The organism is Anabaena sp. AL09, from assembly GCF_001672255.1.
Taxonomy (GTDB): Bacteria; Cyanobacteriota; Cyanobacteriia; order Cyanobacteriales; family Nostocaceae; genus Dolichospermum; species Dolichospermum lemmermannii.
Map to the genome: position 1 here is coordinate 36,934 of NZ_LJOQ01000040.1, position 26,248 is coordinate 63,181.

General features: G+C 37.8%; 20 protein-coding genes and 1 pseudogene. 8 read left to right on the plus strand and 13 right to left on the minus strand.

Features of this window, described 5'->3' with window-relative positions; genetic code table 11:
* Window positions 1-47: 47 nt before the first annotated feature.
* The 5 genes from AN490_RS07720 to AN490_RS07740 all read right to left on the minus strand — a co-directional run bounded on the left by AN490_RS07720 (window position 48) and on the right by AN490_RS07740 (window position 7,324).
* A complete protein-coding gene (locus AN490_RS07720; RefSeq protein ID WP_300001433.1) occupies window positions 48-461 on the minus strand; it encodes a hypothetical protein in 414 nt (137 codons plus the stop codon).
* 197 nt (window positions 462-658) lie between these two features.
* Window positions 659-2,140: a hypothetical protein gene (locus AN490_RS07725; protein ID WP_300001435.1), complete on the minus strand. Its 1,482-nt coding sequence runs from the start codon at window positions 2,138-2,140 to the stop codon at window positions 659-661.
* Between the two features lie 61 nt (window positions 2,141-2,201).
* The gene (locus AN490_RS07730) at window positions 2,202-5,450 is read right to left on the minus strand and encodes a tubulin-like doman-containing protein (RefSeq protein WP_300001437.1); all 3,249 of its coding nucleotides are present in this window, start codon (window positions 5,448-5,450) and stop codon (window positions 2,202-2,204) included.
* 18 nt (window positions 5,451-5,468) lie between these two features.
* A complete protein-coding gene (locus AN490_RS07735; protein WP_300001438.1) occupies window positions 5,469-6,617 on the minus strand; it encodes a VWA domain-containing protein in 1,149 nt (382 codons plus the stop codon).
* Window positions 6,618-6,949: 332 nt separating this feature from the next.
* On the minus strand, window positions 6,950-7,324 hold the full coding sequence (locus AN490_RS07740; protein ID WP_300001534.1) for a cytochrome c: 375 nt from the start codon (window positions 7,322-7,324) through the stop codon (window positions 6,950-6,952).
* Between the two features lie 199 nt (window positions 7,325-7,523).
* On the opposite strand from AN490_RS07740, the gene petG reads away from it, so the two are divergent.
* Window positions 7,524-7,637 (plus strand): cytochrome b6-f complex subunit V, encoded by a 114-nt coding sequence (gene petG, locus AN490_RS07745; RefSeq protein ID WP_015078754.1) that lies wholly within the window; start codon window positions 7,524-7,526, stop codon window positions 7,635-7,637.
* Between the two features lie 101 nt (window positions 7,638-7,738).
* Here petG and rsmD read toward each other — a convergent pair whose 3' ends face one another.
* A complete protein-coding gene (gene rsmD / locus AN490_RS07750; RefSeq protein WP_300001445.1) occupies window positions 7,739-8,341 on the minus strand; it encodes a 16S rRNA (guanine(966)-N(2))-methyltransferase RsmD in 603 nt (200 codons plus the stop codon).
* A 65-nt stretch (window positions 8,342-8,406) separates the two neighbouring features.
* Window positions 8,407-9,042 (minus strand): imidazole glycerol phosphate synthase subunit HisH, encoded by a 636-nt coding sequence (gene hisH, locus AN490_RS07755; protein WP_300001447.1) that lies wholly within the window; start codon window positions 9,040-9,042, stop codon window positions 8,407-8,409.
* 66 nt (window positions 9,043-9,108) lie between these two features.
* On the opposite strand from hisH, the gene AN490_RS07760 reads away from it, so the two are divergent.
* Window positions 9,109-9,687, plus strand: coding sequence for a peptidase C15 (locus AN490_RS07760; protein WP_300001449.1), 579 nt, complete (start codon window positions 9,109-9,111; stop codon window positions 9,685-9,687).
* Window positions 9,688-9,854: 167 nt separating this feature from the next.
* On the plus strand, window positions 9,855-11,213 hold the full coding sequence (locus AN490_RS07765; protein WP_300001451.1) for a DUF3370 domain-containing protein: 1,359 nt from the start codon (window positions 9,855-9,857) through the stop codon (window positions 11,211-11,213).
* A gap of 87 nt (window positions 11,214-11,300) precedes the next feature.
* Here the strand turns inward: AN490_RS07765 and AN490_RS07770 are convergent.
* Both AN490_RS07770 and pheA read right to left on the minus strand, forming a co-directional pair.
* A pseudogene (locus AN490_RS07770) lies at window positions 11,301-12,063 on the minus strand (GDSL-type esterase/lipase family protein).
* Between the two features lie 233 nt (window positions 12,064-12,296).
* Complete coding sequence (gene pheA / locus AN490_RS07775) at window positions 12,297-13,160, minus strand: prephenate dehydratase (RefSeq protein ID WP_300001453.1); 864 nt, start codon at window positions 13,158-13,160, stop codon at window positions 12,297-12,299.
* A gap of 111 nt (window positions 13,161-13,271) precedes the next feature.
* On the opposite strand from pheA, the gene AN490_RS07780 reads away from it, so the two are divergent.
* Window positions 13,272-13,871, plus strand: coding sequence for a DUF1997 domain-containing protein (locus tag AN490_RS07780; protein WP_015078747.1), 600 nt, complete (start codon window positions 13,272-13,274; stop codon window positions 13,869-13,871).
* Window positions 13,872-13,884: 13 nt separating this feature from the next.
* On the opposite strand, the gene AN490_RS07785 is transcribed toward AN490_RS07780, so the two are convergent.
* From AN490_RS07785 to AN490_RS07795, 3 genes are all read right to left on the minus strand, one after another.
* A complete protein-coding gene (locus AN490_RS07785; RefSeq protein WP_015078746.1) occupies window positions 13,885-14,529 on the minus strand; it encodes a ribonuclease HII in 645 nt (214 codons plus the stop codon).
* Window positions 14,530-14,755: 226 nt separating this feature from the next.
* Window positions 14,756-16,885, minus strand: a complete 2,130-nt coding sequence (locus AN490_RS07790) for an Rne/Rng family ribonuclease (RefSeq protein WP_300001457.1) — start codon at window positions 16,883-16,885, stop codon at window positions 14,756-14,758.
* 895 nt (window positions 16,886-17,780) lie between these two features.
* On the minus strand, window positions 17,781-20,384 hold the full coding sequence (locus AN490_RS07795; protein WP_300001459.1) for a TIGR03960 family B12-binding radical SAM protein: 2,604 nt from the start codon (window positions 20,382-20,384) through the stop codon (window positions 17,781-17,783).
* Between the two features lie 631 nt (window positions 20,385-21,015).
* Here AN490_RS07795 and AN490_RS07800 point away from each other — a divergent pair.
* Window positions 21,016-21,213, plus strand: coding sequence for a hypothetical protein (locus tag AN490_RS07800; RefSeq protein WP_015078743.1), 198 nt, complete (start codon window positions 21,016-21,018; stop codon window positions 21,211-21,213).
* Window positions 21,214-21,288: 75 nt separating this feature from the next.
* Here AN490_RS07800 and AN490_RS07805 read toward each other — a convergent pair whose 3' ends face one another.
* Complete coding sequence (locus AN490_RS07805) at window positions 21,289-21,645, minus strand: hypothetical protein (protein WP_271823656.1); 357 nt, start codon at window positions 21,643-21,645, stop codon at window positions 21,289-21,291.
* Between the two features lie 270 nt (window positions 21,646-21,915).
* Here AN490_RS07805 and clpS point away from each other — a divergent pair, with 270 nt between their 5' ends.
* From clpS to AN490_RS07820, 3 genes are all read left to right on the plus strand, one after another.
* The gene (gene clpS / locus AN490_RS07810) at window positions 21,916-22,197 is read left to right on the plus strand and encodes an ATP-dependent Clp protease adapter ClpS (protein WP_300001464.1); all 282 of its coding nucleotides are present in this window, start codon (window positions 21,916-21,918) and stop codon (window positions 22,195-22,197) included.
* Between the two features lie 57 nt (window positions 22,198-22,254).
* Window positions 22,255-23,079 carry a type II CAAX endopeptidase family protein gene (locus AN490_RS07815; RefSeq protein ID WP_213717635.1) on the plus strand — a complete coding sequence of 275 codons (825 nt, stop codon included), beginning with the start codon at window positions 22,255-22,257 and terminating at the stop codon, window positions 23,077-23,079.
* Window positions 23,080-23,452: 373 nt separating this feature from the next.
* Window positions 23,453-25,258 carry a bifunctional serine/threonine-protein kinase/formylglycine-generating enzyme family protein gene (locus tag AN490_RS07820; RefSeq protein WP_300001467.1) on the plus strand — a complete coding sequence of 602 codons (1,806 nt, stop codon included), beginning with the start codon at window positions 23,453-23,455 and terminating at the stop codon, window positions 25,256-25,258.
* Window positions 25,259-26,248 lie beyond the last annotated feature (990 nt).

A 26,248-nucleotide genomic window follows, 5' to 3' on the forward strand; every position in this document is an offset into this window, starting at 1 on the left:
TTAGTCAATTTAAACAGTAGGGTGTGTTAGCGCCAGCGTAACGCACCTTATGTATCGGTATTTGTGTCATCAAGTTTTTGTGGATATTCCCCAAGAATCCTGATTAATAGCTCCAAACCTTTAATATTAGCATCAAAACCCTTCTTGTTGATATTAGTTTGTCTGTCAATTCCTTGAATAATGGTATTACTCACATTTTGATATTCAGAAATTAGTTGATAATTATTATTCTCTAATAATTTTATCAATTCTGATTGAATTTTAGTAAATTCAAGACTAAATTTACGAACATAATCATTAATATCATTCACAAATGTTTGCAGTTTTTGATTATTACCATCTATTTGGTTAGATGCTATATTAATAGTAGTATTCACATCCCTTGTATAGGTTTTCACATTTTCTAACAACTGCTCAATAGTTGTGATTAATTTATCAAAACTATTAACTTTATCGCGCACTCTTTGATCTAAATCATCCAGTTTATTAACTGCTTTTTCATAACTATTAGCTCCTTGCTGAAGTCCGGGAATAATTTCAGTGAGAAGATTTGGCTCTACCGCTCCCTTTATGATATTTTCGGTAAAATATCCCTGAAACCCCTACACCGATTGGATTTGAGGTTTTAATATTTTCTACACCAATGGTTTTGGATATATTAAAAGGATGTTTGATCATAAGGGGAACGGTAGAACCGAAGATTTTGGTTATTTTGATGTAAGTCTAATACCTGAATTGAAGTTTGGTTCATAGCTTTTATCTCTTCAGCTAAACTAATTAAACTCTGACTAGAATTTTCAGTTTCCGTTGCAACTTTGCTAATTAATTCCGTTGTATATGTTTTCACATTTTCTAATAACTGAGTCATAGCTGTAATTAATTGATCAAAATTATTGAATTTATCGCTCACTCTTTGATTTAAATCATCCAGTTTATTAACTGCTTTTTCGTAACTATTAGCTCCTTGTTGAAGTTGGGGAATAATTTCAGTGAGAAGATTTTGGTTATTTTGATGTAAGTCTAATACCTGAATTGAAGTTTTATTTGTATTGTTTATTTCTTCTGCTAACTTAATTAAAGTCTGACTATAATTCTGAACCTCCGTTAAAACTGTTTTAATTACTTCCGTTGTTGCTGCTAAACTTGTAGCTGACTCAGAAAATTTCTGCTGTGTATTACTCAAATCTACAACAGCTAATGATAATTTGAGAGGAAACTGACTTTGATTAAAAGTTTCAGCAGACTGTTTAAATATCTGAGATGTTGTATTTAATGCTGACATAGAATTTTGAAACTCATTAGCAGCACTAGATATAGTTCCAGCAGAAGCTGTAAATTTTTCATAAACCTGTCTAGCTAAATCTGTAGTTTCTTTATTCCCGTCAGCAATTTGTTGTGCTACCTTTCCCATAGATTGTTCCACAGCTTTTCGCACCGTTTCGCCAAAATTTGTTAAAAATACATCCTGTTGGGATACCATTCTATTAACTATTTTATCAAGACGAGCATCTCCCTGTACTTCAGGAAGATAAATATTATCTAGATAATCTTCTAAAGAACTAATCAGACGATATTTAGCGAGTCCACTGTTAAAAATAAAATTGAATAATGTTAACAAAGCACTGAAAAATAGTCCTGTTAAACTGGTAGTAAATGCAATGCTCATTCCTTCCAATGGTTTCTTTAATTCAGTGACTAAATTACTAACATCATTAGCATTAGCTTGATTAATCGTTTGACTAAGGGTAGATAAATTAATGGTAATACCTAAAAAAGTTCCCAGCAACCCAAAAGCTAATAGTAAATTTGGCAGAATGCGACATAAATAATCTATTTGTTCACAGGTAAGTCCCTTGATTTTTTCCTGGCTATAAACTTGATCAATTAATGCTCCTGTATTGATATAGTCTAGTTGTTTACTAGCTTGCTTAAATCTATTTTTTAATATCTGGATGATTTTCAGTTCTCCTTCTTCTTTGTCTTTATCTTTCTTCACTCCTTGTTGGATTAATTTTTGAATTTTATTATTCAAATTTATCAAATAGCGGTAAAGAGATATGCGAAGAAAAATAGTCACTAGAGATGGAATGACAACGAGAAAAAGAGTGATAAAAATCAAGTAAGGTGGTAGTGGTGGCATAAAAATGACCTTTAGTAGTGTAGAAAAATTATTAAAAGTGGGTAGATATGAACGATATTAACTACAGTGGATATTGAAGAAAGATTTTTTCTTTTTCTCTTTCATATTCTTCAGGAGTAATAAAACCTTCATCTAAATCTTGTTTAAGCTGTTCCAATTCTAGTCGTCGTTTTTGACGATTATTAGTATTATTTAGGGGAGAACTAAAATCTATTTCACCAACAAGAGTTTTTTGATTTTCTATATTATCTGTGGGTGGAAGAGGATTTGGATTTCTCAATTTAGCTTCCATTTTCTTCCAAAAACGATTTATCACCCCTTCTTTAACTGTAGGTTGAATATTGTTTGGTGAGACATATACTTTTTGTATATAGGGAAAATTTTGACTATCTTCGGGTATTTGCTTCAACTTATCTGGAAATTGACGCAGTTTCGGCAGATATTCATTTTCCCATAATTTCGGATTATTTTGCATTTTAGAAATTGTATCATCTAAAATCTTCTGCAAAGTATCCGCCATATTGCGGTTATTGGCTAAATCTTCCAAAGCTTCCATCCAATTTGCACTCACAGCAGCAGTATAATAACTATCTTGGAAAGAGTCATAATGTTGAAATTCTAATTCCTGATTTTCCTGATTTTCTGTTAACAATTCTAATGCTAAACAAGGATAAAAAATATCCTCTAGTTCTTCCATTCTTCTCGCATCTGGGGGAATTATATCAGGAAAAGAAGCGCGATAATCATTATGCAAAAAAGATGTCCCAGAATTTTGTTCTCGTAAATATGGATTTCTCATTCTTTCCAAACTACTAATTAATCTCAACGGAAACCCTGCATACTCATTCACAATTAGGATTTCATCATCTGCTTGTATTGCTTTTAAAACACTTGTGGAAATCCCTAAATCTTGTGTGAGGAGTTTTTTGAAATCTGTCACATCTGATTCATCTGTATCTTTATATCCTACTAATTTACTACTTTTATCATCCTCGTCTCGGAAATAAGGATCATTCAAATTTAACCGCAGTAAGGGTTGAGCTTCCTGCATAATTTGTGTTAAACGAGTTGAACCAGCAGATGATGAATATTTTCGCATGAAGCGTTTAATTACAGAATTGACAATATTGCTACCACGAAAAGCAAATATTTGAACAACTGTGGGATCAATTTCTTGTTTTAGCTGGGAGTATGTAGCTCTTTCCATATTTAAGAAAAATGCCAAAGATGAACCTTTACCCGATGTTTCTGTGATTGCTGAACTTGCTAAAACTAATTGAGGACGCAAATCATTTTCTGGTAACATTGTTTGATAGCAAAGCTCTATATCTTCACTATCAAAAATTGCCTCTCCACTCATTTCATCAAAATTTAATTGTTTTAATTCTCTTTCCTCTTTTTCATAAGCACTTTGTAAGTCTTCTACTAAACTGCTAAAAGCAGCGACTTCTTTTTCTCTTTCTTGAACGTGCTTTTGTAACTGACTAACAATTTTCAGTGTTTCTTGGATAACTGTTAAATCAAAATTATGCCTAATTAGTTTACAAACTTCCTGGATAGCTTTTTTACATTCGTCTTGAAATTGATTATTCTTTAAATTGCCAATCAGGATAAATCTATTTTCCAGTTCTTCAATAATTTGGTCAGTGTTATCCCACTTTCTTTCTACATCTTCTATGCGTTTCATTCCCCCCAAATCAGCTATTGATTCTTGCAAATCACGTTGATATTTATGTAATTCATATTGCAATGCTTCTAACCAATTACGACCATTTTTAATAGCAAAGTTAGCCTCTATTGGTGTAAGTAACTTAATTAAATAATCATCAATATTGGTGCTAAGTTCTTTGATGATTTTAGGAGCAGCTTGTATCAATTTTGTTAACCAATAACCGCGAATACTTTCGGTTTCTCCTGGTTGCACGGTACGAAATTGTTTATAAAATTCTGTCGCTAACTGTTGACGAACATTTACACGATCATCTTTATTTTTAGATTCAGAGATTAACTTTGATAATTTATTCTGCCAAGTTTTGATACTATTACTAAAGGTCTTGTTAGATTCTTCTACAGACTCCGCTAATTTATTAGTTAATCCATCTCGTTTTACCAAATCATTATGCCAGTGATGTTGAATTAAAAATTGTTCAAGTAAGTTGATAGGATCAGGACTTTGACCTTTACCATTTAACCAGAATTTGATTAATTCTGAACTGACTTTTGTTAAGGCTATTTGAATGATAGTATCACGAGGAAAATAAATTGCTGATAGTCCAAATGTTAAGTATATTTGGCTATTAGGACGAGGATGTTTGTCTGATTGAATTAGGTGTTGTAGAAAATTATCTCGATTTCCTTTAATCACTGGAGCTAATTCACCGGAAAATTCTAACCCTATTTTATGAGCGATTACATTACATAGCTTACCTTGTGTAAGTATTTCATATTCTCCCCCTGTTTGATGAGATAGCAAATAAGCATAATCAAAAGGTGGACGTTTTTCTTGAATAATTGATAAATTTTCAATATCATAACAAGCTGCAAATTCTGTACCAGGATTACTGTAATAATTTAGTTCTTTTAATGCGGCATAAGTATTCGCAATCATTCTAGTAGTATTACCATACAATTCTGGACTAATTACTAAATAGCCAAAAATGCGAGCGCCTTGTTCACCATAAAGATTTCTCAGACTATAAGCAACATCTAGAAACATCCCGCTTCCTGTGCCACCACAAAGAGAACCGACTACAAAAATACTTAATCCTGGATCTATTTTAAAGCCTGATTTTAGTAATAAAGCTTCGTGTCCTCTGGTGCGTCTTTCGGCGGTTTCAATTGCTGTTTTTACTTTTTGATAGTTGTGAAAAAAAGCCAGTCTTCCTACAGGTCTAATACCTTTTGCACCTTCTTCTACTGCTTTAATATTCCGCAATAATTGAGGCGGAAACCAGATTCCAATATGATCATAAGGACCATAACTATTATATTCTGAACGCCGTTCTAGTCCGTCTACAAACATGGTGACATCTTTCGATGACATGGTAGCGCTGACTTTTTCAGCTTCTTTAAAACTTAAATCAACACCATGATAGGTACTCCCTGTTCTAATCCCTGTAACTTGGGTGGCTGCTTTATCTGTGTCTATATGAACAAAACTGACAATTGGTAAGTTATTTAGGTCTCCATAACGGTCAACAATTAACCGTCTAATTCGCATTAATACATCTCTCCCCGTGCCACCTAAACCGATACAAATTGTGCGATTAATGCCTCTAGATTGGGTTTCTTTTGCAGATGCTTGAGTCATGATGTTTTTCCCTATAAACTATTTCTTGATTTTGATAGATATTTCGTATTCTCTCTGGCGTGAATCTGGGCAATTTAGGGTAAATTTAGAAGTTGATATGAGAGTTCGTGATGTAACTTTTTTATTGTTAAGTTCAATTTTTGTATCTTCTGTGGGAACTAAATAAAGTTTTTCTCCTTTCCGTTCTAAATATGCTTGTAATTCTCCACCTCTAAAGTCAATAGAATGTATACAGCTAGGATCATATTCACCAATTGCGATTTTTTTATTGTTTGGTAATCTACATATTTGTTCTTCATCTTCTCCATCATCTTCTAACTTAATTCGTACCTCCCATTTTTTTTGCAATTTAGCATATTTTAATATACCCCCTACCATTGATGCAAGTATTAATAATAAAATTAAACTTGGTAGCCATAGCTGTTTGAATAAATAAGGATTAACTAAACAAGTTTCTTGTCCTCCTGGTATTGGTGTGCAAACTTCTTGAACTGTAGGATTAAGATCTACTACAGTTAATGTATAATCTTTATTATCTTGTTTTTTAATGATGAGCGATCGCTCTTTGAATGATAAAGCCTTAATCCAATTCTGTCTTTCCTGACTTTCCGGTGATGTCGCAATTCTCAAAGGACTATTAGCAGGAGTTTCTATCCAAACTTGGGAAGTAATTCCTGATTTAGTAGATAACGGTGCATCAGTAATCCAAACAACCGATTGCGGCTTAATTAGTTGATTTTTGGAAACTCGATTTTGATTAATCTGGGCAATACCTTGATATACTATTAATTCTGCTTTTTGAATATCTGTACCATAGCGGTTAGGGTCAGAATTAAAAGGAATTTTCGCTAATACTTTATTAATATTTTCCGAATTTTTATCTCTAAAATATATAGGTTTTCCTAATGGATTTTCAACAGAGATGACGGCATCAAAAACCAAATTTTGAGCAAAGGGAACAATATAAACAGAATCACCAGGTTTGAGACTGTCTTCAACTATTTGACGTAAATGAATCCGACCTTGATTATTTAAACCTACACTTTCCGTGATATCAATAGCTAAAACCACATCACGTTTACCCCCACCCCACAGGGATACTAACTGTAAGCCATTTCTTTGCGTATCAGTCAGTGGTTGTCCAGGGGTAATTTTTGTCAAAGTCACAAACCCTATAGCCCATTAAATAGTGTGTATCAGAATTATTACACAAAGGGTCTTAAAGTTTTCGTCTTTACGCCTTGATGCGAAACATAATTTATATAGCTATTATGCAACGCCGTCATATCATATCATGTATACTTCTTATTGATTATCAGTTAATACAAATCCACAATTGTTGAATCCTGCAATAAAACTTTACAATCTTTGCGTTTTACCCTCAACCAGAATCTCGTATTAAGACAACTTTACATATCGTTACATACCTTTGAATTTTTCTGTTCCCTGTTCCCTATTGCCTCTTTTAACGAGTGAATTTAATTTTGTCTGACAAAAGTTCATAGACTTTCTAGATAGCTTAAAAGGTCTGCCATTTCTTGAATACTGGGCTGGAATTTTGGCATGGGGGGAGTTTCACCGCTAGTTACTTGATGAATGAGTCCATAGCGGGATTTATATTTGGAGATTTCATGTAAACTCGGACCAACTAGTCCATTTCCTTCTAAACCATGACAACCAGCACAGTTGATTTGGAAAATAGCTTGTCCCTGGACTGGGTTTCCCTGGAGGGATAGAACACTTTTAACATAAGGATCAGAGGCTTTTACTATCTCAATCCCAAACAGGATTAATGGGAGGGCTATCAGCATCGCTACGGTGAACATAACGAACTGTTGAATTAGGGTTTCAGGTTTGATAAGCTGATTATCCAAAAGGGTTGCTTTGACAATGTGCAAGTTTTCAATTCCTACACATAGCTTAAAATTTCTTGATGGTGTTCGCAAGTACAAATGATAATTTTTATCTAGTATTTAGATTTAAAACTGTTATGGGATGGGGGATTATTGCCAAATTTGGTAAAATCAAAAACAGGACACGAATCTTTCCATAATTACAACAAGGAGCTTTACAGTGGTTGAACCCCTACTATCAGGTATTGTGCTTGGTTTAGTTTTTGTAACTTTAAGCGGATTATTCTACGCTGCTTATAGACAATACAAACGTCCCACCGAATTGGGCGGCTGATATTAATTGATGAGTTGGGAGTGAGGAGTCAGGAGTCAGGAGTCAGGAGTCAGGAGTCAGGAGTCAAGGAAGAAGAAAGAAGAAAATTCTCCGTCTATTCCCTATTCCCTATTCCCTATTCCCTGTTCCCTGTTCCCTGTTCCCTGTTCCCTGTTCCCTGTTCCCTGTTCTTGATAAAATGTCAAAGCTGTTTTGCCATAGCTTTTTTGACGGCAGATTTCCCAGTTGTCAATGTTTGCTGGTTGCCAATTTCTGTAACGATGTTCGACGGCTATTTCTCCTTGGCAATCTAAAAGCTGATATTGAGCGATCGCTTGTAATACTGGTTCATATAGTCCACTAGTATAAGGTGGGTCAAAATATATTCTGTCAAATTTTTGACCTGATAATTTTTTTAACTGTTGGGTGACATCTCCCCGTAATAGCTGAAATTTTTGGTCTGGCTTGGCTACCTGTTGCCAATTTTCTTGAATTATAGCACAGGATTGACTAGATTCTTCAATGCCGATGACGACGCTGGCTTCTCTGCACAAAGCCTCTGCGCCCATAGAACCACTACCGGCGCACAAATCTAACCAGCGACAACCAACGATTGTTCCCTGCCAAATATTAAACAATGCTTCCCGGACTCGCGCACTGGTAGGTCTGGTATGATCACCTGGTAAAGTTTTAAGCAGACGATTCCCGTAAATTCTTAGACTCATTACTTAATTGATCATTAAATCTTCAACTTTGAGCAAATAAACACCTGAAAATATACAAACTTTTGTTAAGCAAAAACTTTTTCACGGACTTGAGCCACAAAATTAGATAGGATTTGCAATCCGACATTTGATGATTTTTCAGGATGGAATTGGACAGCCATGAGATTTTCATGAGCGATCGCTGCTGTAAAACTTTGATCACCATGAGTCACAGTTGCCGCGCGAACTTGGGGATTTGTGGGTTCAACATAATAAGAATGCACAAAATAAACCCAAGGATCGATAGGTAAATGTTCCCATAAAAGACTTTTTGGTTGGTTAAGTTGGAGTTGATTCCAACCCATGTGGGGAATTGTCATCCCCTGTTGAGAACGAAAACGGCGGACTTTTCCGGGGACAATTCCTAGTCCTGGTAACGTTCCTTCGGCGCTGGATTCAAACAAAATTTGTAATCCTAAACAAATACCCAAGAACGGTTTACCAGAAGCGATCGCATCTTTAATCGGTTGTTCCAAACCACGCGATCGCAAATGTTGTACTGCCGGATCAAATGCTCCCACCCCTGGTAAAACTATAGCATCTGCTTTTGCCAACTCTTGAGAACAATAAGTAACGAGAGGGGTCGCACCAGCTTTTTCTAATCCTTTGCAAACAGAGTGCAAATTTCCCATATCGTAATCAACAACTGCAATCACTGCCATTTAGCTGCTCCTTGTAAATTTATGAGGGAGGGCTTTTAATTATTCTAATTCTAATTATTATTTATAATGCAAAAAAAAATACTATTAACTTCTTTTGACATTTGGTTAAGCCAACAAGAGTCAAATTCATCCGATGACTTGTTACTCGGACTAGCCAAAATGGCTTCACTCTCCCATGATTTAAAATTTTTGCACCGTCTCCCTGTCGATGTGCAACTGGCAAGTTCTCTCGTCATTGCCAAAATTAATGAACTCCAACCTGACCATATTATCTGTTGTGGTATGGCTGCAAGTCGTTCCCAATTAAGCGTAGAAGTCCTTGCCAGTAGTACAAGCATCTTGCCAGTAGAGTCTACAAATTCTGCCGACATCTTGCCTCAAGAGTCTAGAAATTCCCCCGAAAATATTTTACAAACCAGGGTTGATCTCGAAAAATTATTAGTCGGAACAGCAGCAGTTGAGATTAGCTATAACTGTGGTAAGTTTGTTTGCGAGGGACTTTATTATTCAGTCTTGGACTATTTACACCAGTCTCAACTCTCAATTAAGTGTATTTTTGTTCATGTCCCAATTTTAAACCCAGAAAATTTGCCAAAGATAATTGCTGATTTTATTGTGATCATTAACAACTTGGCACTTCTCTAGTAGTCTGTCAATCCAAAAATGACGGGTAAAGGCAAGTAGGGGGAGAAGAGGGGTAGGGGAAGTAGGGGCGGGAAAAACAGAAGTTTTTTCCTATCATTACCTGTCAAAATAAATTTGACGAACTACTAGAAATATTAACGTCTGTTTAAACAAATTTACTCAGTATTATGTTGCCACTATTACTAGCTTTAACTCTTGCTCAAGCTGTTCCTGCCACACCACCACCAGAAGAAATATTACAAATACAATCAGTCCGTCCTTTACCGGGAAAATTGGATTCAGTGCCGGTATTTAATAGCAATAGTCCAGAACTGGTATTAAAAGAAGGAATTTTACTTTCTACCTTTCCCGCAACGGGAAAAAAAGTCACATCAGCCCATTTAGATTTTCCCTTGCGTGGACAGTTTGATATTTTTGCCCATCATATTGCTAAAGCTGACCCATCGGAAAATTTACGTTCTTTGTATTTGGGCATCATCTTACATAATCCTGGTTCTCAACCGGTGACAGTAAATATATTGCAAGGTGCGAGTTATTTAAGTCAACCAGATGCCCCATTTAAGGAATTACCATCTTTAATCCCCAATGATTTAGGAACAGTTTTTGCAGGTCCAGGGAGTCGAGTCATGTCTGATATTTTGAGAGGAAAAAGACAAGATATTTTTCCCTCCCAAATTGTCATTCCCCCAGGGAAAAGTCAGATGTTATTAAATTTACCAATTCCCGTCCAAGGACTAACACCCCCTTTAAATGGTCGTTCTACATATCTGCGACTGCGAAGTAATGGTAATGTTTACGCCGCAAGTTTGGCGATGTTTGCCCGGACAAATACTGACGGTAGTGAGCGATCGCCTAATTTAGCAGAATGGCAAAATTTATTAGATAATGGTGAATTATCCACCCCTAGAGATAAAGTCCCCACTCCCATCACAGGAAACAACAAACCGACAATTTACGGACGTGTAGCGGGAGTATCTAAGGGTTCTCGATGGTTAGCAGATATAGTAGATACACCAAAAAGCAAGTATTTAACTATTCCTCAACCTGGTGCAGCCTTTTCCTACGGTTTGAGTACCTTACATGGGGGAACATTAGGAACAAATCAAATTCAAACCGCACCCATGTTAGTGCGCTATCCTGATACTGCTTATTACGCTCATGGTAATTATGGGATTCAATATAGTCTCAAGTTACCTTTATACAACAATACTCAAAATCAACAAACCGTAAGTGTTGCAGTCCAAACTCCCCTCAAAGAAAATCAATTAAGTAAACCTGGACTTCGCTTTTTTAAGCTACCAGCGCGTCAAATCTTCTTCCGAGGGACTGTGCGCTTACGTTATCAAGACCAGGGAAAATGGCAAAATAAATTTGTGCATTTAATTCAAAAGCGTGGTGAAACGGGAGAACCTTTGGTATCGTTGAATATAAAACCAGGAAATACATCTTTAGTCCAAGTTGACTTTCTGTATCCACCAGATGCTTCACCACCACAGGTTTTAACGGTATCAACTCAAGCCAAGTAGGTAAACAGCATTAAACTGTAGGGGTTTAGCAATGCTCATTGGTGTCAAATTAAGGGTAATTAATAATTGATGATAAAATACCTATTTTCATCTAAATTCTTGTTGCAATTCTGCCCCATAATCAGCTTGACAATGATATTCCGATAATTCTTTCCAGTTAAGTACAGATTCTAGTAAGTCCTGATAACCCAGTGTATTCGGGTGCAGTCCGTCATTGGTAATCCGTTCACTTCTCCATCCTTGACTACGTTGCATCCATTGATCAAAAATATCTAAATAGGGAATTTGTCTTTGTTCACAAGCTTGCCGTGTTGCTTCTTTGTAGCGGTATTGGTCAGCGTGATTGTAGAATAAACAATCCAGAAAAGGCATTTTGGTTTCATCTACGGGAACCATCCCCACAAACACCACAGGACAAAGTTTTTGAGCTTGATCTAGTAATGTGGCGATTTCTGATTCAAACTGACTAAAATCTGTGTAGTTTCTGCCCTTGGGACTTCTTAATCGAGGTGTATCGTTGACACCGACAGATAAAATAATCAAGTCTGGTACACGATTGCGGATTTCTCCCCGGTGGCGAAATTCTACTTCTAAGCGTTGGGCAATTTGCTGTGTGCGATAGCGTAAGCGCTGCTGCAAGCAGTTCGCCCCTTACTCCCAAATTATAAAGCACATGACCCACACTATCCGGTAGCATCCACCACCGTCGCAGTTGTTCCACCCAACCACCTTTTTCTGGATCACCGTATCCATATACTAAGCTATCTCCCAAGGCGACAATCTTTAAAGGTTGACAAAGTTTTGGCGATACAGATAATTGCATTAAGGTAGAAGTCTGAAAACTTGACATTTTGAAAAGTAATGTAATGGATATTTGCAGAAGATTCTATTACAGGAGTCAGGAGTCAGGAGTCAGGAGTCAGGATGAAGAAGAAGGAAGAAAAAAGAAGAAAAAAGAAGAAAAAAGAAGAATAGTTTTCACCAATCCCCAATCCCCAATCACCAATCACCAATCCCCAATCCCCAATCCCCAATCCCCAATCCCCAATCCCCAATCCCCAATCCCCAATCCCCAATCCCCAATTATAAACTAATGGGTAACACACTATAGCTACCAAAGATTTTCAAGATTTCTGTATAATTTTGTAACTCTCTTAAAGCAGATTTCATCATCTGTGCATTCACATCTGCTTCAATATCCAAATAAAATAAATATTCGCCCAAAGAACGTTTTGTAGGACGCGATTCAATCCGACTGAGATTAATACCCAAACGAGCAAATACCGCCAATGCTTTCATTAATGCGCCCGGTATATTAGCTGGTACACTGAATGCTAAGGATGTATGAGTACAATCAATGGGATAATTTTCCTCCGTGCTAACCACCCAAAACTGAGTGCAGTTTTCTGGGTAATCATTAATACCTTTAGCTAAAATAGGTAAATTATACAATTGCGCCGCTCGACTAGAAGAAATTGCCGCTGTAGTTACTTCCTGTTCTAATCTCTGTAATGCTTCAGTAGTAGAATTACTAGGAATTAAATTGACATTTGGTAAAAAACGTGATAACCATCCTTGGCATTGAGCTAACGCTTGGGGATGAGAATAGACAGTTTTAATAGTATCTAAGTTAGTTGCATAGGAAATTAATGTATGTTGAATTGGTAAAACTAACGCCAACTGAATTTTTAAATTATCCAATTGCCATAAGCTATCCAGTGTCATGTTGACACTACCTTCAATAGAATTTTCCACAGGGACAACAGCTATTTCTGCTTTTTTATCTGCTATAGCTTGTAGTGATTGAGCAATGGTAGGATATGTACATAGTTCAAAGCTTTTCTGGGAAGTAATGCCCGGATGGGTTTTTAACCAGTTGAGATAGAAAAAAGCCGCTTGTTCGGCATAAGTTCCCGGTGGACCTAAATGAGCGATTTTCAGATTCATGCTTTTAAATTTGGCGAATTTAATTAATAATGAAATGAAAGTTTGATTTTTTAGCAATTTAAATTGTTAAAAAATATTACAATAAAAAAAAACAAATGGTTTAATTTGCTCATGGTTACTAAGTTTATTGCCTCTCAATCGGTGGAAATTTCCGTTCCTAAGCAATCTATTCCTATTCAACACTACTTGCGTCAACCTCAACGTTTGGTCAATGCCTTAGCTGATAATACAAGAATTCAACAACTTTCTGACGAAGTTTTTCGGTTAAAAATGCGTCCTCTGTCTTTTATGTCACTGAGTATTCAGCCAACCGTAGATATGAGAGTTTGGGCAGATGCCAGCGGTACAATTTATTTGCGATCGCTCGGTTGTGAAATACTGGGTTTTGAGTATATTAACGAAAGGTTTGCGCTGAATTTAAAAGGCTATTTATCACCAGTTCAACTCAATGGTGAAACTCACTTGCAAGGGAAAGCTGATTTGGAAGTTTTAGTAGATATACCACAACCATTTTCCTTTACACCCAAATCAATTTTAGAAACTACAGGGAATGGATTACTCAAAAGTGTGCTACTGACAATTAAGCAAAGATTGTTACATCACCTCTTAGCAGATTATCGGCATTGGGTAATCTCGCAAACTCAAAATAACGAGATTGATCATAACATTCCTGATAGCGGTAGAGTGACCAAGCCATATTACCAACTTTGAATTTTGAGTAGTTTTAAGATGGAATTTGGCAAGGACGAAAAGAACGCCGATGTAAAGGTGAAAGTCCGTATTTTTGAAGCGCCAGTAAATGACGCGGACTTCCGTAACCTTTATTCCGTTCTAGATCATATAAAGGGTATTTTAATGCTAACCGTTGCACCAAATCATCACGCCAAACCTTAGCCATAATACTAGCTGCGGCAATATTAAGCGATAGTTCATCACCCTTAACAATTGTCTCTTGTGGTATTGGCAAATTCTTCACCAACTGATTACCATCAATCAAACACAGTTCAGGCTTTACCTTCAACTTCAAAACAGCCCGCTTCATAGCTAATAGAGTTGCCTGTAAAATATTCAACTCATCTATTTCCGCAGTTGTAGCATAACCAATTCTCCAGTCTAACGCCAGGGTATTAATTTTTTCAGCTAGTTTAGTTCTGCGAGAGCTAGACAACTTTTTACTATCCTTAATGTTATCTACCATCAGGATTGATAAAGCCTCTACTGGTAATATAACTGCCGCTGCCACCACAGGACCAAATAAAGCCCCTCTTCCTACCTCGTCCACACCCCCAACTGCACCCTGCATATTTGAGTAGCTAGAAAACTCTAACCAACTCGAATTATCCCAGAGTGCAGGTTTAATTTCTCCCATTGTCTAAACTGTGATTTGTGTGATTTGTTTGATTCAGATGATTAGTCGTAACTATGATTTATGTAATTGATTTAAGTAAGTAAGTAGACGAAAATAAATCAAAGTAGATTAAGTAATGTAAAAAATCTGGAATTTATTCCTCACTACAAACTTTGAATTATTCAAGCCGTTCTACCTACTTAATTAATTAATTAATCAATCACATAAATCACACAAATCATGAAAATCATAGTCCGAAACCATCTGGATCTAAGGCTGATGAACGACGACGACGACGACGATTAGGAGTAGATCCATTATTAGTTTCAGCTTCTATTTCAGCTTCTATTTCAGTTTTTCCTTCAGTTTCAGTTGCTTTTACTTGGGGAACTATTGTCAATTCTGGGAATATTGCTAATGGTGGGAAAGATGATTCTTCTTCTAGCTCAAAAGTTGGTTGCGGTATTTTAATGGTGACAACTTCAGGAATTGTCTTTTCCATTACAATTGGTTCGGGGATAAATTCAGTTTCTTCAATAGGTGATTGTCCTGGTTGGACAACATTAATAATCACCGATCTTGGATTTTTTCCCTCCCGATCTAACTTGAGTAAAGGAGAAATTCCCATTTCAGCAAATGTATCTTGTTCCTTTGCTGACATTTCCACATTAATAATCTCTGGTGGTTCTACCTTAATCGGTTCTAGTTTGACTTTTGCCCGTTCTGGCCTTTCTGTCCAACCGGATTTATTAATAGTAGGTGGAGCGATTTCTGGGATTGGTAATTCAGGTTCTTCTAAGTCCAAATCTGCATGATTGACAAAAGCTAAAGGATTGGTAGGTAAGCGAGATTCATCTTTATCATTAGCGCCATTCACACCAATACGACTACGACGAGTCCGGGTCCGGCGCTTATCATTTAGTTCTTGGTAACTAGGATGATTAATCAAATGGAGAGAGCTAAATTCTGGTTCAGTTTCAAAACCATCTCCAAAACCATCATAGGTATCGCGGGGTGTGGCTTGGGCTACGCTACCAATATCAGGAATGCGGGTAGGTGCAGGTGTCCGAGATTCCCTTTGTGGCATCGGTACAAACCGCTCTGGGATGTCCGCAGCCGGAATGGGTAAGCGGTTTTCCGTTTCTCCCGGTAATCTGACGGTATGTCCTAAACCGCCGCAGGTAGGACAAGTTTCGCCAAATAATTCATAAATGTTTTGGCCTTGACGTTTACGAGTGAGTTCAACCAAACCTAGTTCAGTCAGTTGAGCAATTTGGGGACGAGCTTTATCAGCTTTTAGAGCTTTGTTAAAGTGTTCTAAAACTTGCATTTGATCACGTCGAGATTCCATGTCAATGAAATCAACCACAATCACCCCAGCAATGTTCCGTAACCGTAACTGACGAGCAATTTCCGCCGCAGCTTCGCAGTTTGTCCACAGCACTGTTTCTCTAGCAGTTGCGGAACGAGTAAAAGAACCGGAGTTAACATCTATGACCGTTAAGGCTTCTGTCGGTTGGATGATGACATAACCACCTGATGGTAAGTCTACTCTCGGTCTGAGGGCTTCGCGCACAGCCGCATTGATCCGGAAATATTCTAAGATAGGAGAGCGATCGCGGTGATGATCAATTAGCAATCCTTGGGGTGTTTGGCCACCACTCCAGTTTTGTAAATACTGCTTCACCCGTTTTAAGCCCGTGCTGGAATCAACAACAATGCGATTCACATCACCACCATACATATCCCTGAGAACGCGCTGAATAAAGTCATCATCACGATTCAGTAGAGCCGGCGCACGGGAGGTTACTGCTTCTTGTTGCACAAGTTCCCACTGCTTTTGCAGCACTTCTAAATCTTCAATGATTGCTTCTTCTGGCTTGCCTTCTGCTTCTGTGCGTACCAGCAGCCCCATTCCGGCTGGTTTTACTAGAATTGCCAAAGCTCTCAGGCGATTACGTTCACTTTCGCTCTTAATCCGTCTCGATAAATTTACTCCCCGTCCGTAGGGCATCAACACGACATAACGACCAGGTAAGGTGATGTTACCTGTCAGTCTGGGGCCTTTTGATCCCGTTGGTTCTTTCATCACCTGCACTAAGGTTTTTTGCTGTGGTGTCAACAGTTCTGTAATCGCTGCTGCACTACGTTTTAGCCTTAATGGACCTAAATCAGTGACGTGAATAAAACCGTTGCGTTCTGGGTCGCCGATATTGACAAAAGCCGCATCTATCCCAGGTAAGACATTTTCTACTACACCTAAATAGATATCACCAATTTGGTGATGACCCGTAGCTACAACGAGTTCTTGTATTTGATCTTCTGAAAATACAGCAGCGATTTGATGCTGCTCCGCGATGATAATTTGTTTTGGCATTCAATTTCCTCAAAAATTGGCAGCACCGCTGGGAATTACAAGGAAGTTCTCTGTTATCCCGCTTGTCCTGACGGTCGCTGCTACAAGACGCTACTAGTAATAAAAATTCGCAATTTGAGTAGCTCTGCAAAGTTATGAAGAGCTAACTAATGATACCTTGGGTGCGTTTATACGCCGGATTATTCCTGAATAGCTGCATATATTTTACGGACTTCAATCAACCGTCTTTGGCCAATTTTCCATACTATACGCTGCTATTTAAACTTTGGATATCCGTAGATATCTATTTCAAAGTTAACGCTTCATCAAGTAAAGTTGACTATATCTAAATAGCACACATTTTGTGGAAAACCTCCGCATTTAGATACGGTTTCTTTTTGGGTTTACCATCTGCTGACGGAGGGAAATCTGCCTTTAGCACTGGATTCACTATCCGTGTTTTTACTAGAAAGTCTAGCTGGGTGCAGATAACTCACTGAGTCATCTTTACAAGAATTTTGGCAGGTTTTTAATCTCTGTCAATACTTACGTGGTATTTTTTACAATTAAACACACTTGCATTTGCAGCAATTGCATAAAAGCCCGCAATCAAAGCAAGTCTTATTTAAGAGATAGAATGTATCAGTGAATGGAGAAGTTGACGAAAGCTATTGTTAGTGATTGATTCACAAGGTAGCCATAGAGAGAGTGGTTTGTAATCAGCAGCAGAGTTGGTCTGGGATACAATCTTAGAAGTTACACTCTTATATCTTTGCCTTCGCTCCTGTAATGATCACAGGCAGTGAATCAAGTCATTCAATGCAGCACCAGAAAATTTCTCTTAATTACCATTCTAACGCAAACTTACAAAAAATCAATTGTCACAATGTCCTAATTTTTGGCAACTACTAGCAAGTTATCCAATAACTAGACGCTTGCGGTGGATATGCAAGAGGTGAAATTCTCCATTCGCCACTGTTTCCAGCATAGACAATATTTGCTCAGGACGCAAGATCACACCGTCGGGACGACAGACACCCAAATAACGCAATACTGCTGTTGAGTCTGATTCTCGGTGAGAGGATGATACTAATTCTATCTCCCACAGGCGATAGCGCAGATTTATTAATTGCTGCTTACCGGATTTAGTTGTATGTGCCGATAAAATCTCCTCTTGATTTTTAATAGTTTCAATCCAACCTTGCCATTGTGCCAGTTGTACCTCGCTTTGGGGTATAGACACTGTTAGTAAATACTCGGCTGCTTCTAGAGATTGGGTAGCAGAGGGAGACTTGATATCTACTTCTACCACATTATATATAGGGATGTCAGTAGGTAGCTGCTTAACCAATTGGGCATGAAAAGTTTCAATATCAATGGCTTGGGTCAACTCAAAATCAACAATTTCCCCTTCACTGGTAGCGCCTAAAGTCAAAGCACTGGCTAGACAAATCCTCGGACTAGGATGAAAACCACCTGTGAATGTAATTGGTAAACTGGCACGGCGCATAACTCGATCAAATAGACGCATTAAATCCAAGTGACTGACCAAAGCCATATCCCCTTGTTTACCAAAGCATACTCGCAATCGTTGGGCTTTGGTGGTGTTGGGAACAAAATCACCGGTAAAGCTGGGAATGGGTGGTGCAGTCATAACCACATTATGACCGAAATCAGTGCCACAGACTCCACAATGAGAACAACCTTCAAAAGAGCAGTCAGGGACAATTGCCGCTTCTAGAGCGCGTTGGAGGTCTTCTTGCAGCCACTTTTTATCAATGCCAGTATCAATATGATCCCAAGGTAAGGGAGTATCCAAAGGTGAGAGGGTTTCTGGTTCTTTGTTGTCAGCAGCAAACAGATTCCATTCGCCATTTTCAACTTGACGGTATTTCCAGTCTAGACCGGCTTCGATAATGGCTGTTTCCCAAGCTGTAAATGCTGCATCTACATTATCATACCAAGAATCCATACCTGCACCCAGTTCCCAAGCGCGACGTAACACTTTCCCCAGAGTGCGATCGCCTCTACCAATAAAGTCTTCCATGGCGGAGATGCGAAAATCCGTGAAATTTACTTTCACATTCTTCATTTTGCGAAACTCTTGTCGCAGGAGATTTTGCTTTCTCGCAAATTCCGTTGTGGAGACTGAATGCCATTGAAAGGGAGTATGGGGTTTGGGGGTAAAATTAGAAATGGTCAAGGTAAAGTTTAACGATCTTCGGCCTTTTTCCCAACATTCCTGTTTTAACCAGTTGACCGTTTCTACAATACCGATCACATCGGCATCTGTTTCACCGGGTAAACCAATCATAAAATACAACTTGATTTTATCCCAACCTTGTGACCAAGCTGTTTTTACACCCCGCAATAATTCTTCATTTGTCAAACCCTTATTAACAATATCCCGCATTCTTTGTGTACCCGCTTCCGGGGCAAAGGTCAACCCACCTTGGCGCGTACCTCCCAGGATATTAGCAATATTCTCATCAAATCTATCTACTCTTTGACTAGGTAAGGTGAGGGAAATATTGTCATTTTTTAAGCGATTTTTAATTTCCATCCCCACCGCTGGTAGGGCTAAATAATCAGAACAACTCAAAGACAACAGGGAAAACTCATTGTAACCAGTTTCCCGCATTCCCTTTTCTATAGCTTCTACTACTTTTTCCGGTTCGACATCCCTCGCTGGTCTAGTTAGCATTCCTGGTTGACAGAAGCGACAACCGCGAGTACAACCTCGACGAATTTCAATGGTGAGGCGATCATGGACTGTTTCTACATAAGGTACTAAGCCAATAGAATAGGCAGGAATGGGCGTAGCTACTCTTCTCAGGACTCTTTTGGGGACATCTGGACGCAGGGGATATACAGCCCCACCAATACCCATTTCATAGAACTGCGGCACATAGACACCAGGAACTTGCGCCAAGTCTAATAATAGTTCTTCTCGATTCCAGCCTGTTTTTTTCCCTTCTTCTAAAACCAAGCCTATTTCGGGAAGTAGTTCTTCACCATCTCCTAAAACGATGAAATCAAAGAAATCTGTATAAGGTTCGGGGTTAGATGTTGCTGTTTGTCCACCGGCAAAAATTAGCGGGTAATTTCCCTGTAACCGTTCTTCTCTAGTGACGGGAATTCCGGCTAAATCTAACATTTCTAAGATGTTAGTTGCGCCTAATTCGTAACTGAGACTAAAGCCTAAAATATCAAAGTCCGTTAACCACCGTTTAGATTCCACTGCAAACAGGGGTGTCTGCGTAGTGCGGAGTTTGGCGGCTAAATCTGCTCCGGGTAAGTACGCACGATCGCATAATTGACGAGGTTGGGCATTCAAAATGTTGTATAAGATGATATGCCCTAAATTTGATGCTCCTACCTCATACACTTCTGGATAGGTCAAAACCCAACGAATTGTTGCCGTATCCCAAGGCTTATGGACTGCTAAACGCTCATTACCCAGGTAACGAGCAGGTTTTAAAATATCCGATGTTATTAATTGTTCAACTAAAACAGCCACTTGCTATCTTCTAGCTACCATAAATTACAGCTAACCACTCTAATACTAGCATTAATTAGAGATTTTAACTTGAGTTCAATAATTTTATCTTGCAAATTTGGTGCTGCATGAATTATGTTTCGCGCAAAGGCGCAAAGAAGCAAAGGCGCAAAGTTTTAGGAATTATATTGAAATTATCATATAAGCTTTTATAAGTTTAAATTTGCATTTGATTTGAAGATAACCTTTTTTCTGACTTGGCTACAAGTTGGAAGTCTCTTTACTCAATCTTTATAGGTTGAGTGGGTTTATTTAAAGATTGTCATAAGTCAATGGTAAAGTGTACTTATATATACATTTTTTTTTAGCGAGTTAAAAAACAATCTACTTATGCCTTCTGAATGCAGATTAATCATCTGTCGCTATAGCAATACTATTGCTGAAGCTAGGAATGGAGGTGGTTTCAGTAAAAGTTCTCTGTAGTTGTCAGCCCTGATTTTTACCCTTGTCGCTGATAAAAACAGAGTTACCGAATAACTGGTCTTGATTATTTAGTAGTGATCTAAATCACAGGATCGAGAGGTATAAATCACCTTTTATACCGAACATTGTCTTAGATAATGACTAGTAACTACAATTTGGTTTATTTGTTATGAAAACTCGATACGTGATTCGTCAGTTGGTAGAAAAAGCCCTGCATATCCGCAAATTAACGCCAGAAATCGAAAATGAGATTAACTCAGAATTAACAAAGCTAGGTCATATCTCTGATGTTGACTATGAAGCTTTAGAATTACTAATGGCAGAGATGGATGCTGGTAGAGTACAGTTAGTTCCTACCTGGGGATAAGTCTCATCGCACTGGGCCTCAACGCTGCTTACTAACATCCTATGTTGCTAGTATTACCTATGCAATTAAGTCTCTTTATGTTTCTTGTCTTTGTTGATATGCTTGCCACAGTTGATGAATAAATAAATTAAATTGTTGTTTAGCTCCTAAATCAGGCTCAAATTTGAGTTCTTTGGGAAAAAGTTGCCCTAAAAAAGCAATAACTTCTGTATCTAGAGCCGGTCTAAATAAATCTAATGGCCATAACAAATCAGATACATTTTGTAAATCCATCACAAGTGGTAATTCTTGGGTAGAGTTCACAAGCAGTAAAGGACGCACCCAGCACAATTGACGGGAAACCACGATTTCAATAACTTCTGCATAAAGATTTTGATGACTATAATCCAAGGACACAATTTGTCCTGGTTGAAATTTTGGGCTGATATCCATAACTATCTAGAGTAGGAACTATGTTGCAGTTTCCTTGATTTTAATAATTTCTGTTGCTAGTGAGGAGATAGAAGGCAAAGAAAAATTTTCTCTGTCCCATTATCAATGCAAATTTCTTTTATTTGTGTTATGATGCTTTAGGAAAAAACTTCTCAGCAACGCCAAAAGTATTTCCAGGTGAAACCGCGGCAGTGCAGAAGTAAATAACTGTTGAGCAAATGCCTAACAGGACTGTATTGTAGTAAATCAACAATAAAAGAGCAAAGAATCGTGTCAGTCGAAACCATTGAGAAGCGTTCTACATCCCGCAAGCTTGCGCCTCAGTATCGCGTCTTGCTTCATAATGATGATTATAATCCGATGGAGTATGTAGTACAGGTGCTAATGGCTACTGTTAATAGCATCACCCAACCGCAAGCTGTTAGTATTATGATGGAAGCTCACCATAACGGGTTAGCTTTAGTAATTAGGTGCGCTCAAGAACACGCGGAGTTCTATTCTGAAACCCTCAATAATCATGGTTTAAGTAGTACGATTGAACCTGACGAATAGTCATTGGTCATTGATCATTAGCAGTATATTGTTGACTAATGATAATTGACTAACTTTATGAAAATTAATCTCACTCAACTTACCCAATACCCCGTTCCTGTGAGGCTGGTTTGTTTTATACTGGCCTTACTATTTTTATGGCTACCCCTAGCTGTACCAATTTATTTGCTAGTTGAAGATACTAATTTAGAAAGTATTTTGACGTTGGTGATATTATATGTAGAGTTTATTTTTCTGCTGAATATTTGGGGTAAGCAAGTTTATCAACAACCAAAAATATTCAGCCATTATGGTTTAGAATTTACACGCCTGAATGGGGTGAATGTGTTGCAGGGGTTGGCTATTGGACTAACTACTGTTTTAGTTTTATTTGGTTTGGAAGGTGTACTAGGTTGGTTGGTATGGCAACAACCACAAGTATTTTTGGGGAGAATAATTTTAGAAGGTTTATTAGTTAGTTTGGGTGTGGGTTTTGCAGAGGAATTATTATTTCGGGGTTGGTTATTGGATGAGTTACAACGAGATTATAAATTAAATATCGCTCTCTGGATAGATGCAATTTTATTTGCTGTATCCCATTTTATTAAACCTTTGGAGGCAATTATTCACACTTTACCCCAGTTTCCGGCTTTGGTGCTGTTGGGGTTAACGCAGGTATGGGGAAAACGTTGGAGACGGGGGCGTTTGGGTTTACCTATTGGTTTACATGGTGGGTTGGTTTGGGGTTATTATATCATTAATGTCGGGCAATTAACCCAATATTCGGGTCAAGTTCCTGATTGGGTGACTGGTGTGAATAATAATCCTTTACAGGGAGTTATGGGGGTATTATTTATGGGTGGTTTGGCTTGGTGGATAGGTAATCAGCAAAAACCCGATTAAGAAAAAACTATGGGGTTCAAAGTAGATGCGGTTTAATTCAAAATCACTAAAATCATCATCAAGACTTGACAAAGCCAAAAGTTTATATTATAGTTATGTTATGAGTGGAAAAGTGTGCGCCCATATATATAGACTTTTCAATCACCAATATAATTATTTTCCTCTTTATCCTATAAATCCTCAAATCCTGGACATCCTGATTCAGACAATTTAATCTATCAAGACTTGACAAAGCTCAAAGCTTGAGTTATCCTTATGTTATAGGTGGAAAAGTGTGCGCCCATATATATAGACTTTTCCAACACCAATATAATTATTTTCCTCTTTATCCTGTAAATCCTCAAATCCTGATTCAGACAATTTAAATTTTATTATGGCTTATTTTACCCCAGGGCAACTACTCAAAAAAGGACAATACGAAATTATTGATACTCTAGGACAGGGAGGATTTGGTATTACCTATTTAGCGCAAGACCATAAACGCAAAAAACAAGTAGCTATCAAATGCCTCAACGTCTCATTTTTGAAACAACGCTATCGAGATAAATATGGGAATACAGATAGTTTTGGAGAATTTTTAGCCCAAGAACAGGACAAGTTTAACACCGAAGCGATGGTTTTAGCTACCTTTGATCATCCTCACATTGTCAAAGTGTATCCTGAACTGTTTCAAGAAAATGGTTTATCTTGTATGGTGATGGAATATGTCAAAGGCAAAAATTTAGAACAATATTTATACGCGAATGGTGTTTTTAGTGAAAGTGCGGGTTTAGAAATTATTAAAGGAGTTGGAGAGGCTTTAAGTTATATTCATAGTCGTAATTATCTGCACCGAGATATTAAACCTGCGAATATTTTACTGCGAGAATCTGACAATCAAGCCATATTAATTGATTTTGGTTTAGCCAGAGAAGTCAATTTTGCGGAATTGATGAGTTTAACAAATGCCAAAACTCCGGTTTTTGCACCACCAGAACAATTTGAAAATAGAAGTAATTTCACTCCTGCATTAGATATTTATGCTTTAGCTGCGACATTATATGTCATTATCGCTGTTCATGAACCTCCTTTCATTCCTCTGCCTAGTCCTTATCTGAATGCTAAGATTATGCTAGATATGAAAATGGCGATTGAACCACCGCAAAAATACAATTCTCAAATTAGTCAAAAGGTAAATGATGCTATTCTCAAGGGAATGGAGTTAGATTATCAAAACCGTCCTCAGTCTATTTCAGAATGGTTTACGTTTTTAGGTATTCAAACAAATGAAAAACCTAACCCCCCTAACCCCCCTTCCCTACAAGGGAAGGGGGATATTAAAGCCTCTCTTCTTGTAGGAGAGAGGTTTTTAACTAACCTGAAAACTTTCACTTTTGAAGTTGTCACAACGAACGCGAAAGGAAGCATTATCAAAAAACGCAACCACTCAGCAAATTACTTTGTGGAAGATTTGGGAAATGGGGTGAAGTTGGAAATGGTGGAAATACCCGCAGGAACATTTTACATGGGTTCACCGGAAAATGAAGTGGGAAGAAACGATAGTGAAGGTCCCCAACATCAAGTTAATGTTCCCAACTTCTTTATTGGTAAATATCCTTTGACTCAAGCACAATATCAAGCTATCATAGGAAACAACCCTGCTCATTTCAAAGGTAATAATCGTCCTGTTGAAAGAGTGAGTTGGAATAATGCAGTTGCATTTTGTCAAAAGTTAAGCCAGAAAACAGGTAAAAACTATAAGTTACCCAGTGAGGCACAATGGGAGTATGCTTGTAGGGCGGGAACAACCACACCTTTTTATTTTGGTGAAAGTATTACCCCAGATTTGGTAAACTATGATGGTAACGGTGTCTACGCTGCTGCACCAAAAGGACAATATCGAAAACAAACCACAGATGTAGGAACTTTTCCCCCTAATGCTTTTGGTTTGTATGATATGCACGGGAATGTGTGGGAATGGTGCGAAGATGATTGGCAAAAAAATTATATAAACGCGCCTATAAATAGTAGTGCTTTGACTAATCAAAGCGAACATAAGGTGATGCGTAGTGGTTCTTGGCGCTACAATCCTGATGACTGCCGTTCCGCGTCTCGCTACAGCAACTATTGGGACGAGCGCGACAACATCTACTACTTTATTGGTTTTCGTGTTGTATGTAGTGGTGCGGCGAGGACTTAGTAGCCCTTTATACTCTTGCTCTTTTGCCCTCTGCTCTTTTTTCTTTTCTCTTGCCTCGCAGTTAGGCGGAATTCTTTTTGGATAAATACTGGATGTGGAAACCTTATATATGGGCGCACACTTTTCCACTCGTAACATAAGCATAGTCGAAACTGAGAACTTTGTCAATGTCTGAATCAGGATTTACAGGATTTAAGGATTTTCAGGATGTTATTGGATGATTTTTGGTAGGGAGTTGATGATTTTTCAGGATGTTGTTTAATGATTGTTTGTGGGGATTTTGGAGATGATTTTGTCTGAATCAGGATATCCAGGATTAAAGGATTTACAGGATGTTGTTTAATGATTGTTTGTGGGAAGTTGGGATTTTTCAGGATGTTGTTTAATGATTGTTTGTGGGGATTTTGGAGATGATTTTGTCAGAATTAGGATTTTCAATATGGGTAATTGGTAATTGCGAAAATGCTGTAAACTAACTATCTAAAGAAGGGCATAAAACAACATCTTTAAAATATCCCAACTTCCAAAAAACACCACTTCCTCAAAAACAATCTTGCCATCACATCCTGTAAATCCTCAAATCCTGGATATCCTGATTCTGACTAAAAAAAACACCACTTCCTCAAAAACAATCTTTCAATCACATCCTGAAAATCCTCAAATCCTGGATATCCTGATTCTGACTAAAAAAATCACCACTTCCTCAAAAACAATCTTGCCATCACATCCTGTAAATCCTCAAATCCTGGATATCCTGATTCAGACAAAATTGAGGGACAGGTTTTTCGAGCAGCTTTAGAATCTTTACCATCAAAAATGTCTTGTGTACCCAAGTTCTTGAAAGCATGAATCATTTATAAAGGTTTTACTGCTTTGAATAATTTGATAAATAAAAACCCTATATATATGGGCGCACACTTTTCCACTCATAACATAAGTGTAATCGAAATTGAGAACTTTGTCAAGGGCTGAATCAGGATTTACAGGATA